Origin of the sequence: Paenibacillus alkaliterrae (assembly GCF_021532375.1) — a bacterium.
GTDB classification, from domain to species: Bacteria; Bacillota; Bacilli; order Paenibacillales; family Paenibacillaceae; genus Pristimantibacillus; species Pristimantibacillus alkaliterrae.
This window is the reverse complement of record NZ_JAKGAP010000058.1, coordinates 12,353-25,174: the sequence shown is the minus strand read 5'-3', so window position 1 is coordinate 25,174 and position 12,822 is coordinate 12,353. Positions and strand designations below refer to the sequence as shown.

Below are 12,822 nucleotides of genomic sequence, written 5' to 3'. Positions count from 1 at the left end.
ATGAAGGGATATCCGCAAAGCTGGAATTTGGACGTTATTTACGAGGGAGGCTCTGGCTCGTCTGCCTTCGCGCAAGAATTGAAAGGAATCGAAGTGGATATCGCGCAGCTGGATGCGGCGCTTTCCCCCGAGGCAGGCAAGGACAGCTTCGAACTGGAGCGATGTACGGAGCTTCTGCAAAGCGTATTGCTTCGCTTGCGACAATCGGAATCATTCGTATCCTGTTTATTGGCTCAAAATGTGAAGGATTCCGCGGCTAGCGCGCTTAACGACCGTGTGAAGACGTTAGCGGCGAGGTTTCTTGGCGTGCTTACCCGTTTTGACAATACGCTGCGGGAAATCGGCGAAGAGGCGTGGACGAAGCTGCTCGGGCAGGAGAAGCTCTCCGGGGTAGCTTTTAATCTAGCGGAGCGGCGCGAGCTTGCGAAGCGGAAGATGGCTCCAGAGCTGGAAGCGCTGGCAGGCGATTTGGCAGTGGACGGCTATCATGGCTGGAGCGATTATTACAATGTAATCGTAGCGAGAGCGAAGTTCACTGACATCGGCAAGAATGGGGAGAAGAAGATCCTTTCAGCCGGACAAATGCAAAACCGCTTATCGGACGGCGATCGATCCGTGAGGCAGGCGGCTTTCGCGGAGTGGGAGCGCGAATGGTCGGAGCAAGCTGAGCTTTGCGCGGAGACGCTGAATCGTATTTCCGGCTTCCGCTTGAAGCTGTATGAGAAACGAGGCTGGGAATCGGTGCTGCAGGAGACGCTGCAAATGAATAGGATGAGCGAAGCGACGCTGCACGCGATGTGGTCGGCAATCGGAGAAAGCAAGCATGTGCTTGTCCGTTATTTGGAGCGCAAGGCGAAACTGCTCGGCGTAGAGAAGCTGGATTGGCATGACGTGGAGGCGCCAATCGGCTCGGCGACTCGGACCATTCCGTATGATGATGCGGCTGCTTTCATCGTCGAACAGTTCCGGACGTTTAGTCCTGAGCTTGCCGACTTTTCGGAAATGGCGTTCAAGGATGCTTGGATCGAAGCGGAGGATCGCGCCGGCAAGCGTCCGGGAGGCTTCTGCACCGCTTTCCCGAAAAGCGGGCAAACGCGTATTTTCATGACCTATTCGGGCACGGCCTCGAACATATCCACGCTGGCGCATGAGCTTGGTCACGCGTATCATCAGCATGTCATGAACGACCTGCCTGCATTGTCGCAGGAGTACGCGATGAACGTAGCCGAGACGGCCTCGACTTTCGCGGAGCTGATCGTGTCGGACTGCGCGATGAAGGCAGCGGTTGATCCCGATGAGAAGCTGGGGCTGCTTGAGGACAAAATCCAGCGCTCGGTTGCTTTTTTCATGAACATCCATGCGCGCTTTTTGTTCGAAAATCGGTTTTACGATCGGCGCAGAGAGGGCCTGGTCTCGATTGAGGAACTGAATGCGTTAATGGAGGCGGCACAGCGGGAGGCCTATTGCGATTCGCTCGGGGAGGTACACCCGCACTTCTGGGCGTCCAAGCTGCATTTCTACTTAACTGATGTTCCGTTCTACAATTTCCCTTATACTTTCGGTTATTTGTTCAGTGCGGGTATTTACGCGCGTGCGCTGAAGGAGGGGGCTGACTTTAAGGAACGATACGTATCCTTGCTGCGCGATACGGGGAGAATGAGCGTAGAGCAGCTGGCGAAGAAGCATCTTGGCGTTAATGTGGAGGAGATCGGCTTTTGGCGGGATGCGGCAGCCTTAACGGCGGTCGATGTCGAGCAATTTTTGGAGATGACAAACGAGTAATAACGGAGGCTGCCGCGATCATAGAGCATTCTATGGTCGCGGCAGCCATGGTGTTTGTTGAATGGAAAATTTTAATATGATATATTATTCATCGAATAGTAGCGTTAAATAGTTTATTTATGACTCATATACGGATTGGAGGGGAGTACGATTCAGCTATCCTCGCGGCAATTGGAGCTTCTTGAGCTCGTGAAGAGGCATGCGCCGATTACCGGTGAACAATTGGCAGAATATTTAGGAGTCAGCAGGCCGACGCTGCGCTCGGATCTATCGCTTCTCGTCATGCTTGGTTTGCTTGATGCGAAGCCGAAGGTCGGTTATTTTCTGGGAAATACGTATCGTTCAAGCGGCGAGCCCCTGCAGCAATTCCACGCTTTAAAGGTGAAAGAGGTGCAGGGGGTTCCGGTCAACGTACCCGATTCCCTGTCGGTGCACGATGCTGTCATTACGCTGTTTACCGAAAATGCCGATACCCTTCTGGTCGTTAACGACCAGAAACGTTTCGTAGGCATTGTAACGCCTAAGGACTTGCTCAAAATAACGCTGGGCAATACTGGCTCCGCAGCCATTCCCGTCAGTATGGTAATGACCCGCTACCCGAATATCGTAACGTTAATGCCCGACGATTCCGTTATGGACGCGATTCGCAAAATGTCGCTCCACCAGGTTGATTGCCTTCCTGTTATTATGTCCCGCGAGGAGCAAGCGGCAGATCCGGAAGTAACCGGCTGGGTATCGAAATCGAACATTATACGTATGATGGCGGACTTTGCTGCGGCAGGGGAATTGGAGGAGCCAGAATGAAGACAGAGCAAACGATATACGTATGCTCCGATGCCGTCGGAGAAACGGCGGAAGCGGTAGCAAAGGCAACCTTGCGGCAATTTTCATCCGAGCGCGTGAAGATTAAGCGGTACGGACATTTAAAATCCGAGGATGAGATTGTCCGCATCGTTGCGGAGGCGCGCAGCACGGGAGGCTTCATCAGCTACACGCTCGTGCAGCCGGAGCTTCGGGAGCTGATGAAGGAAGAGGCGCTTCATGCGGGCGTCCGGGCGGTTGACGTTATGGGGCCGATGATGCAAGCCTATATTGATACGTTCGGCAGCTTTCCGAAGCGGGAGCCGGGGCTTCTGCACTCTATTGATGATGCCTACCATCGCCGGATGGATGCGATTGAATTTGCAGTAAAATACGATGACGGCAAGGATGCGCGCGGCTTTGTGCAGGCGCAGGTTGTATTAATCGGTGTAAGCCGTACCTCTAAGACGCCTCTCAGCATATTTTTGTCCCACAAGGGCATTAAGACAGCGAATTTGCCGCTTATGCCTGAGGTGAATCCGCCCGAGGAGCTGAAATCAGCCCCAGGCCGATTAATCGTGGGATTAACGATGCATCCGGAGCATTTGCTCGAGATTCGTTCGGAAAGGCTGAAGACGCTCGGACTGCCGGCATCGGCCCAGTATGCTTCTACAGAGAGGATTCTAGAGGAGCTTGAATACGCAGAGACGATCATGAAATCGCTCGATTGTCCAATCATTGACGTGACTAACCGGGCAATTGAAGAGACCGCCGGCATTATTATTGAATGGCTTAACAATTAAATGGCTATACCGTTAGAGACAAGGGGGAATCTACATGGATAGAACGTTTGTAATGGTTAAGCCAGATGGCTACGCACGCGGATTAGTAGGCCGCATTGTGGCGCGCTTCGAAGAGAAAGGATTTAAGTTGGTCGATGCGAAGGTGATGCAATTAAGCAGAGAGCTTGCCGAGCATCACTATGAGCATTTACGCTCTAAGGTGTTTTTTGATGAATTAGTCGATTTTATCGTATCGGGACCGGTTTTCGCCATGATCTGGGAAGGCAAGGATGCAATCAAAAATGCCAGGGCGCTTATTGGCGCCACAAATCCGTCAGATGCGCCGGCAGGAACGATCCGCGGTGATTATGCGGTTGACGTGGCGAGCAATATCATCCATGGCTCGGACTCCGACGAGAGCGCGGAGCGGGAGATCAAACTGTTTTTTCGATAAAAAGGGAGTTGACCGGATATGAAGTTTTTCTTGGATAAGGAAATTTGCAACATCGTATCCGGTCCTGTCAGCGCCTAGGTTATCGGCACGAAAGCTGACGATATGCTGAAGGAAGCTCTTGAAATAGCGGAATGGGCTCCTAATGTCGTTATTAAGCTGCCTCTGACGGAGGACGGTCTATATGCGACGCACGCACTTGCTGAGAAGGGCATTAAAACGAATGTAACGCTCGTATTCTCAGCGGCGCAGGGGCTCATGGCTGTCAAAGCGGGATCGACCTTCATCAGCCCGTTTGTCGGAAGGCTGGACGACATTGGCGTTGAAGGCTTAAAGCTGGTTCGCGATCTAAACGCCATTATTAGGAACTATGGTTATTCTACCGAAATTATTGTTGCGAGCATCCGTCATATCGGCCACTTAGAGCAAGCGGCGATTGCAGGGGCTCATATAGCGACCATACCAGGTTCGCTGCTGCCGTCGCTATGGAAGCACCCCCTTACCGACATCGGTATCGAGAAGTTTTTGAGCGACTGGAGCAAGCAGAAATAACTCTGCTGTTGACGGATGGAATAAGGTTATGGTAAATTTTAAAAAAAGTTAATTCTAAAAAACGGAAGCACCGTACAAGGCTGCAGATATCTGCGCCTTCTATGGTGCTTTTTTTGTGTTTTTTGAAGAATTGAGGGGAGGGCTTGCGATTGAGAAAATATCAGCTGGCAGTAGCGGTGAGGGAGCCGGAATACATGAAGCGGCTAGCCGATTACGTGCGTGACAGCCCGCTGTTCGAACAATGGCAGGTGATTGCTTTCACCAATGCGGGCGCATGCATGCAATACGTGAAGCAAGGCTACAGAATCGATTTATTGGCGGCACAGCCGGAGCTTCTAAACGAGCTGAAGGGGCGCGATGAAGCATTTGCCGCTATTCCGACAGCAGCGCTCGTAATGAAGCTTGGTGAAAGCAAAGAAGTACTCGAGCTGCACCAGTACCAGCCGCTTCCGTTATTGCTGCAGCGTTTATCGGATCTGCATGCGATGTCCATTGGTCACCCAGGCCAAATAGACGCGGCCTCCGAGCTTGCAGCAGGCATCAAGATCATTTCGGTATACTCGGCAACGGGCGGTACGGGAAAGACCGCTTTGGCGCTTCATTTGGCGCATGCAGCAAGCACTCATCGCTACCGTACGTTCTATTTGAATTTAGAGAGGTGGAATACGTCAGAGGCATGGCTCGGTCTGCCGCAGAACGGCGATGCTCCTAATGCTCCAGGCGTAAGAGAAGGGCTCTCCGAGTTCCTGTACGGCTTGAAGGCGCAGCCGGACCAATCTGTGAAATGGCTGCTGGAGCATCGTAACCGCCATTCGCTTCTGAAAGGCGACTATTTGGCACCCTGCACAAACATGGAGGATCGATTGACGCTTGGCGCGGAGGATGCGCTTGGCTTGGTAGACGTCATTGCCCGCAGCCGGCAATACGATCTTATCGTAATCGATTTGGATGATGGGCTGGAAGAGCTTCATGCCGCTCTATTCGAGCAATCGAATCAAGTGCTCTGGGTGATGAACGATGACGGCTCCGTACGGGATAAGCAATCGATGAAGCTCCGTTATGGCGAGCAGAGGTGGGGCGAGAGATTCCGCAGTTGTTCTCGCAAATTTGTTTTCGTCAATAATCGGGCGACTACGGCAGCAAAGCCTTCGCTAAGCGAGAGGAATGATATCGTATGCGCACCGGTCCAACTGCCGGAGGTGCCTGAATGGCGCGGGGCGGCTGCCGTGACTCTGCTGTCCTCGCCTTTGTTCCGCGCGGCTGCGGATAAGCTGTTTAAATTTATTCTTCAGGAAGGAGGGGAGTAGAACTGCTGACAGATGAGATCGTCATGGAGCTGCGAAACATGGTGCGCTCGAAAATTGATTTCAGCGGCGCGCTGTCAGACGGCAGCTTAATGAAACTCGTTGAGGAAATCGTGTTCGAGTGGTGTGAGCGCCATCCGCTTACGGCAACGGAGAAGGTGAAACTGGTACGCAGACTATTCCATTCATTTAGAGGGTTAGACATTTTGCAGCCCTTGATGGAGGATGCGTCCGTCAGCGAGATTATGATTAACCATCATGCCGAGATTTTTGTTGAACGCGAAGGAAGAATGACGCTGCTTCCCGTTTCATTTGAAAGCAGGGAGCGGCTGGAGGATTTAATTCAGACCGTTGTGGCCAGTGTCAACCGCGTCGTAAATGAGTCGTCGCCGATTGTGGATGCCAGACTGAAGGATGGCTCCCGAGTGCATGTGGTGCTGCCGCCTGTTGCGCTCAAAGGACCATGCATGACGATTCGAAAGTTTCCCGAGAAGCCGCTTACGATGGAACAGCTGGTGTCAATAGGATCACTAACGGCCGCTGCCGCAGTCTTCTTGAAGGAAATGATCGGCGCGCAATACAACATCTTTATAAGCGGCGGCACGGGAACGGGCAAAACCACGTTCTTAAATGCGTTGTCGCAGTTTATCCCTTCCGACGAGCGAATCGTTACGATCGAAGACTCGGCCGAGCTGCAAATCCGATCGCTGCCTAATTTGGTTTCGATGGAGACGCGAAATGCGAATACCGAAGGCAAAGGGGAAATTAAGATGCGCGATCTCATACGAGCCTCCCTTCGCATGCGACCCAATCGAATTATTGTTGGCGAGGTGCGCGGCGGAGAGGCGCTCGATATGCTGCAAGCACTCAATACCGGACATTCAGGCAGTATGAGTACGGGCCACAGCAACGGGGCTAAGGATATGATTGCTCGCCTAGAAACGATGGTATTAAGCGCTGCAGAGCTGCCTGTGCAGGTCATACGCCAGCAAATCGCTTCGGCCATCGATATCGTCATCCATTTATCAAGGTTTCGTGACCGCTCCCGGAAGGTAATGGAAATATGCGAGGTTGTTGGCGTAGAAGCGGGCGAAATACGGCTTAATCCGCTCTTCCTGTTCGAAGAGGAGAGAGGAGCGGACGGTCAGGTGCCGGGCAGCCTTAAGCGAACGGCAAATTCGTTGGTGCACACCGAAAAATTGGTGATGGCCGGAAAAGGCATGGAGGGAGGAATAAGGGGATGAGCAGTCTGGGAGGGGTGCATCGGCCGAGGAGATTAAAGAATGGCCGGATGCAGGAAATGCTTGAATGGTGCGGCTGGGAAAACGAAGCGATGATGGCTGACATTCGAGCAGGACGCTTGTTAACGAATTATGATCAATACCATTTAAGCCGGAGGCAGTTTGTTATTACGGCCGCAGCTGCAGCGCTCATTATTTTCGCAGCTGTCTACCTGTTTTATCATTCGGTTGCCGTCTCTTACGCGGCGTCAGTCCTCTGTATAATTGCACCGCGATTTAGACGCAGAGCTTTGCGGGATAGGCGCAAGGAGAGGCTGAAGCTGCAGTTCAAAGAAGCGCTGTTTTCGTTAACCTCATCGCTGGCAGCAGGGCGCTCGCTCGAAAATGCCTTTTTATCCGCGCTTGATGATTTGAGGCTGCTGTATCCCGATCCGCGAACCGAGCTTTTGCTGGAATTTCAAATTGTTCGATTTCGATTGGACAATGCTGAGCCGCTCGAATATGCACTGCGAAATCTTGCCGATCGTGCGCATATCGACGAAATCACGCATTTCGTTGACGCGCTCGCTGCTTGCAAGCGTTCGGGCGGAGATCTGCTTGAGGTAATGAAACGGACCTCGATTATTATAGGCGAGAAGCTGGAAACCGAACAGGAAATTGCCGTCATGATGGCTCAGAAAAAGTTCGAGGGGCGAATTATGATGGCGGTTCCGTTCGTATTTCTAGCCTTCCTGGGTTTTGCTGCCCCTGACTATATGGCGCCCTTGTACGGAGGAACCGGCTATTTTTTGTTAACGGCGGCGCTGCTGCTTCTGCTCCTATGCTTCTGGATCATGGGAAAAATGATGAGCATCCGGATGTAGTAAGGAAGGGAGGAAGTACGGCGAATGATTGCGGCGATAGCTGCTGTAACGCTTGCATCCGTCTGGGTTTACATGACTGGAGGGAAGACATTGCAATCGATAGGGCTTCAGCTCATGAGCGGAAAGCGCGATGCGAGGAGATCCGGGCAGCGGCTCAAGCAGCTCTTGATGATTGTCCCCTTTGCGAACATGCTTGAGCGTCTGCACGCTTTTGATTACTTTCAGCTCCCTCTAAGCAGCTACCATATGAAGCTGTTGATACTGAAAGATGGCGATTGGTCCATCGAGCGGACGAAATCGGAGGCGGCGGCCTCCATCGGCATCGGTTACGCCGCGTTAACCGGCTGTGCTTGGCTTAGCTTGCTGGCACAGGAGCCGCTGCTGCTCATGATGGGAGTTTTGTTCGCGCTGCTGCTTGTCACGCGCCCGTTCCTGGAAGCAGGTCGCAGAGTGGAGGAGCGCAAGCAGCAAATAATCTTGATGCTGCCGGATATGCTCAGCCAGCTCATGCTGCTTGTCGGGGCCGGGGAGACGGTACAGCTGGCGCTGGCCCGCTGCCTGGATGGAAAGGATAAGGATCAGCACCCGCTCTATAAGGAATGGCATGATGCGGTGTCATCTATGCGAAACGGACAATCACTGAGTATGGCAATGGAGAGATTTAACCGGCGCTGCGCAGTTCAAGAGGTATCTATATTCACGACGGTGCTGCTTCTTAATTACCGGCGAGGGGGCGAGCATTTTGTGCTGGCATTGAGAGAGCTGTCTTACACGCTTTGGGAGAAGAGAAAGGCAATGGCAAGGATGCGTGGAGAGCAGGCTTCTTCCAAGCTCGTATTTCCGCTCGTCGGCATATTGCTCGTGCTTATGGTTCTGGTGGCCGCTCCGGCTGTTCTGCTTATGTCTTAATTAAAACGAGAGAGGACGTTGGGAAAATGAAAAAGCTAGGTCAAGCTATTCGATCATTTTGGGAAGAGGAAGACGGTTTGGGAACGCTTGAGATTATTTTAATTATTGCGGTTGTCATTATTATTGCGCTGCTGTTCAAGGATTGGATTATTGGATTGATTGAACGTTTAATGGGTAAAGCGGATGATGAGGCGGATAAAATATTTGGTTAGCGGGTGATGGCATTGAATTGGCCGAGTGTCAGGGGGAGGCTGCTGCAGTGGCATAGGAAGGAGCAGGGCAGCTTTACTCTAGAATCGACGCTCGTATTTCCTTTGCTATTGACTCTCATTCTGCTGTTCCTTGTTTTCGGGATGTATATGTATCAGAAGGTTCAGCTGTATTATGCTGCATCGTCAACCGCCGAGCGTGCAGCCTTCGGCTGGGATAACAGCCATCGGGATCCGCGAAGCGGCATGCTTACGGAAACGAAGTATGATGGCCTGTACTGGCGAATAGGGGAAGACGAGATGCTTGGCAGCTTATTTGGTCTGGGAGCAGGGAGCACGGATACCGTAATCACGCTTCCGCAGGAGTTGTCATCTGACGGGGGTGAGATTGATTTGTCACAGAGCAAAATGCTGCGTTCGGTCCAGTGGCTTGAGCGAGCCGGCCTCGGTTACAAAGGTGAAATCAGCTATTCCAACCGCATTCTAAAGAGAAAGATCGAAGTAAAGCTGAAGCAGCCTCTAGCGGTTGATGCATTGGAGCAAAGCTGGTTGAAGCGAGAGCCGAAGACGGTGTCCGCGGCTTCTGTCGTTGATCCCGTTGAGTTTATTAGAAGCGTCGATCTCATGCGTTATTATTCGTCGAAGTTCGCGGACAGGGGAGGCGGAGCGGGACCGGCTAAGGCTCAGGCGGGTAAGGTTCTTGCTACATATCAAGGGATTGGGGGGGAAGATGAGCTTGAGAAGAGTGGATAGGGCAACGCTCTTATACCGCTGCAGGCGGCTTCTATTGGCCGGTGACGGAGCCGTTGCCATATTTTCGGTTATCGTGTTATCTTCGCTGCTGCTGTTTTTCTCGCTGTTAATTGATTACGCGCGGATTGCGGCTTTTCATAAGCTGACCGAAGATGTCGTTCGTTCCGGTATACGTTCCGTCTTGTCCGCATATGACGCTGCCTTATACGAGAGATATGGCTTATTTGGCCGCGGAGGTACGGATGGTGAGCTGCTTTTTACTGAAGTGCTGGAGGCGAACGCAGACGAGAATATGAATTCGATTGGGGAGTCGTACAAGCTTATTCGCATGAAGCCGGAAACTTCTAAGCTGCACACGGCTGATTTTCTGGGAAAGCATGATGTTTTCGCCAGACAGGTGCTTGAAGATATGAAGTATAAGGCACCGGTCGACTTTACGCTGGAACTGGCCGCGAGATTTGCGCCGATGGCGGGAGCCATGAAGGAAGCTGCCGTTACGGTTAGTCTGCTGGAGAATATGCGCAGGCTGTATGAGAAACGGGAAGCGCATTTAGCGTTAGTTCTTGAACTGCAAGAACAGGCTGCCGCTATCGTGAGAGGGAGCGGTATCGATGCGCTCATTCCTGTCCGGACGGCAGAGCTTGCTGCAGGAGGAGATACCGCGTTTGCCATTGTGAGCGAGTACGGGTCGTATGCATCGCAGGTGATGCATGATCAGTCCGTACCGGCTGAAGGCGAGACTATATACGAGAATGAAATTCATGCATACGAAGAAAAGGCTAGAGCTGTCGGAATGGAGCTGCGCCGGCTAAGCTCAGAGCTGCTTAAGAGTCACGAAAAACTGCAGGGCGATGCACGGAAGGAGCTTGAAACAGCCAGGTTGCTTAATACGGATATGCAGCGGCTTGTTCAGCAAGCGAGTGCGTCCACAGCCAGTGACGGATACGATGCGGTATCAAGAAGCAGCGTAACGGGCGCTGGCCAGTATCAGGTGCCAGCGAGCGCTGCAGCGGATATCGAGCAGGTGAGGAAGTCGGCCGATGAGCTTGTGTTGGCCGAAAGCTGGTTTAATCAGTACAGTCAGGAGTTATCGGCACAAGGCTCAGCTGCATCTGCGATCCATATGGAAACGGGGAGCTTTCAGTCGAGCAGCTTAGCCTCGATGTCCAGGCCGATTGCCAGCCTTGCGTCCGACGGTCTGCTGGAGGGTGTTGCCAGCCTGCGTCTTGCCTACGGCATGTACGAAGAGAAATATATTCGTCCAGGAGCTATTTTGGCAAGCCGGAGGCAGACACTGGAAAGCGGAAATGTGAAAGCGCAGCTGAAGCATCAGGAGGAGCAAGCCGGGGTGCTCTGGAAGCAAGCGCGAGGCATGCTGCACGGCTTGACGGCCATACCGCAGACGGAAGAGCATATGAAGCTCTTCGAGCTGGTTCGGAAGCGCTACAATGATAATTTATTGTTCAATCAACAGTCTGACGCAGCGACGGTTAGTTATGAGCAAGGAGCCGATATACATGATGCCGCAAAGCAATCCGCTGCATTAATGGACGGTTTATTTACAGGTATGGCGGGTATGCTCGAGCGAACGAGAGACACCCTTTATGTTGGCGAATATGTCGTAGGGCGTTTTCCTTCGTTTGCCCCGCAAAATTTGAGGATGATGATGACAGAAGGAGATCTGACGGAGCTCTCCCATGCGATTGCTTTCAATAATCAAGAAGCGGAGTACATTCTTTACGGTTTTCATAATCCGGTCGGAAATATCATCGCGGCTTACGGGGAATTATTTGCGGCGCGTCTCGCCGTGCGAACCATGGAGGGTCTTATTGAAAGCCGGTCTCTTGGTCACCCTCTGCTTATATTGTCAGCCGCTCTTCTATACGGTTTGGAGAAGACGATGGAGGATCTGCTCGCTTTCAGTGAGCGAGGTACCGCACCTTTGTCGAAATTTGTGAAGGCGGAGCTGTCTTACAAGGATTATTTGCGGCTATTTATGCTTATGCATGATGCCGATGAAGGGTCCAGGCTGGCCCGGATGATAGCAGTCATCGAACAAAACAGCGGGACGACGCTTTCAGCCGTACCAAGCGGAGTGACCGGTGAAGCCCGGATTTCCATGGAGCTATGGTTTGTTTCCGGACTAATGCGAGAGTTAGGTCGTTTTGGACTATTGGAAGGAAAGGTTGTCGGCAACCGCTATGAGGCAACGCAAACGATTGGCTGGTCCTATTGAAGCAAAGCGCCGTACGAATGAGCAAGGCTCTATTGTTGTCGAAGCCGCTTTAGTTATGCCCGTCATTATAATCGTACTCCTCGTATTTGTCATGCTTATAAGGTTATGCGCCGTGCAGATGGCGCTTCACTCAGCAGCTTCGCAGACCGTAAGACAGCTGGCTGCTCATATGCATCCGGCTGAGCTGGCCTGGCAGCAAGCGGCTACAGCCAATCCGCTGCCTGCGCTGCCTGCTTTGGAGCTTTCCCCGTGGAGTGAGATTGCAGCGGAAGCTGCGGAATGGCTGCCTTCACCGGCTGGAGCGATTGTCCCGTCCGCGCTTAGAGGCGACTTCCGTCCGCTGCAAAATATGGCCTCGACTGAGATAGGACGTACGGTCGTGGAGCCGCAGCTTCGGGATTTCGCTGACATCGCGATCATATCGCCGGAACGGCTGAGCTTGAATTGGCTTACGCTTCCAGATCTAGAGAAGAACAACGAGCCATATTTGGTAATAGCCGTCGAATACGAATTTCCATTCAAGCTTCCCTTTTATGGAAAGCCGATCATTCTGAAGGAGCAGGCCGCCGAGCGTGTTTGGATAAGCGATGCAGCGCCGGCGAGGTATGGGGCTGAAGGCGGAGGTACGGATCGAATAACGCTGCAAATCGTAGCGATAGAACCGGCGCCCCTGCGTCCGGGCAGGAAAGCAGCCGTCATTGTGAAGACGGCGCCCGGCGCTTCCATCTCCTTGAGTGTCATGTACAAAAGCGGCTCCAGCAAAGCGAAGCATCTTGGGGAAGCCATCGCTGACAGCATGGGGTATGTAACGTGGACGTGGCATGTATCCGGTAATACGACGCCAGGCATCTGGCAGCTTACCGTCACGGAGACCGCAAAGCAAGATAATAAGGTATCGATGCATTTTGTAGTCGAAAAGAGCGCCGCCGGAAAATAGCA

At 52.5% G+C, this 12,822-nt stretch carries 12 protein-coding genes and 1 pseudogene; all 13 read left to right on the top strand.

Annotated elements, in window-relative coordinates; genetic code table 11:
* The 13 genes and pseudogenes from L1N85_RS20480 (at position 1) to L1N85_RS20420 (ending at position 12,820) form a co-directional block, all read left to right on the top strand.
* Positions 1–1,782: a M3 family oligoendopeptidase gene (locus L1N85_RS20480; protein WP_235240908.1), complete on the top strand. Its 1,782-nt coding sequence runs from the start codon at positions 1–3 to the stop codon at positions 1,780–1,782.
* Positions 1,783–1,917: 135 nt separating this feature from the next.
* On the top strand, positions 1,918–2,586 hold the full coding sequence (locus tag L1N85_RS20475; protein WP_328285252.1) for a CBS domain-containing protein: 669 nt from the start codon (positions 1,918–1,920) through the stop codon (positions 2,584–2,586).
* Positions 2,583–3,386 carry a pyruvate, water dikinase regulatory protein gene (locus tag L1N85_RS20470; RefSeq protein WP_235240906.1) on the top strand — a complete coding sequence of 268 codons (804 nt, stop codon included), beginning with the start codon at positions 2,583–2,585 and terminating at the stop codon, positions 3,384–3,386. The genes L1N85_RS20475 and L1N85_RS20470 overlap by 4 nt, the downstream gene beginning before the upstream one ends.
* Before the next feature lie 34 nt (positions 3,387–3,420).
* Complete coding sequence (ndk, locus tag L1N85_RS20465; RefSeq protein ID WP_235240905.1) at positions 3,421–3,819, top strand: nucleoside-diphosphate kinase; 399 nt, start codon at positions 3,421–3,423, stop codon at positions 3,817–3,819.
* 36 nt (positions 3,820–3,855) lie between these two features.
* Positions 3,856–4,368, top strand: a pseudogene (locus tag L1N85_RS20460) (transaldolase family protein); the annotation flags it as partial.
* 149 nt (positions 4,369–4,517) lie between these two features.
* Positions 4,518–5,675 carry a P-loop NTPase family protein gene (locus tag L1N85_RS20455; RefSeq protein ID WP_235240904.1) on the top strand — a complete coding sequence of 386 codons (1,158 nt, stop codon included), beginning with the start codon at positions 4,518–4,520 and terminating at the stop codon, positions 5,673–5,675.
* 5 nt (positions 5,676–5,680) lie between these two features.
* Positions 5,681–6,916, top strand: coding sequence for a CpaF family protein (locus L1N85_RS20450; RefSeq protein ID WP_407946528.1), 1,236 nt, complete (start codon positions 5,681–5,683; stop codon positions 6,914–6,916).
* Positions 6,913–7,776, top strand: coding sequence for a type II secretion system F family protein (locus L1N85_RS20445; protein WP_235240902.1), 864 nt, complete (start codon positions 6,913–6,915; stop codon positions 7,774–7,776). The genes L1N85_RS20450 and L1N85_RS20445 overlap by 4 nt, the downstream gene beginning before the upstream one ends.
* Positions 7,777–7,800: 24 nt before the next feature.
* Positions 7,801–8,685, top strand: a complete 885-nt coding sequence (locus tag L1N85_RS20440; protein ID WP_235240901.1) for a type II secretion system F family protein — start codon at positions 7,801–7,803, stop codon at positions 8,683–8,685.
* A gap of 26 nt (positions 8,686–8,711) precedes the next feature.
* Entirely contained in the window at positions 8,712–8,897 is a 186-nt protein-coding gene (locus L1N85_RS20435; protein ID WP_235240900.1) for a Flp1 family type IVb pilin, read from the top strand.
* Between the two features lie 12 nt (positions 8,898–8,909).
* The gene (locus L1N85_RS20430; protein ID WP_235240899.1) at positions 8,910–9,647 is read left to right on the top strand and encodes a TadE/TadG family type IV pilus assembly protein; all 738 of its coding nucleotides are present in this window, start codon (positions 8,910–8,912) and stop codon (positions 9,645–9,647) included.
* Positions 9,631–11,883 (top strand): hypothetical protein, encoded by a 2,253-nt coding sequence (locus L1N85_RS20425; RefSeq protein ID WP_235240898.1) that lies wholly within the window; start codon positions 9,631–9,633, stop codon positions 11,881–11,883. Before L1N85_RS20430 ends, L1N85_RS20425 begins: the two co-directional genes overlap by 17 nt.
* Complete coding sequence (locus tag L1N85_RS20420; RefSeq protein WP_235240897.1) at positions 11,849–12,820, top strand: TadE/TadG family type IV pilus assembly protein; 972 nt, start codon at positions 11,849–11,851, stop codon at positions 12,818–12,820. Before L1N85_RS20425 ends, L1N85_RS20420 begins: the two co-directional genes overlap by 35 nt.
* Positions 12,821–12,822 lie beyond the last annotated feature (2 nt).

Excerpts from the sequence above, each read along its gene's own strand:
- L1N85_RS20445 (WP_235240902.1), top strand. The coding sequence starts at position 6,913 with ATGAGCAGTCTGGGAGGGGTGCATCGGCCGAGGAGATTAAAGAATGGC.
- L1N85_RS20440 (WP_235240901.1), top strand. The coding sequence starts at position 7,801 with ATGATTGCGGCGATAGCTGCTGTAACGCTTGCATCCGTCTGGGTTTAC.
- L1N85_RS20480 (WP_235240908.1), top strand. The coding sequence starts at position 1 with ATGAAGGGATATCCGCAAAGCTGGAATTTGGACGTTATTTACGAGGGA.
- L1N85_RS20470 (WP_235240906.1), top strand. The coding sequence starts at position 2,583 with ATGAAGACAGAGCAAACGATATACGTATGCTCCGATGCCGTCGGAGAA.
- ndk (WP_235240905.1), top strand. The coding sequence starts at position 3,421 with ATGGATAGAACGTTTGTAATGGTTAAGCCAGATGGCTACGCACGCGGA.
- L1N85_RS20435 (WP_235240900.1), top strand. The coding sequence starts at position 8,712 with ATGAAAAAGCTAGGTCAAGCTATTCGATCATTTTGGGAAGAGGAAGAC.
- L1N85_RS20420 (WP_235240897.1), top strand. The coding sequence starts at position 11,849 with ATGAGGCAACGCAAACGATTGGCTGGTCCTATTGAAGCAAAGCGCCGT.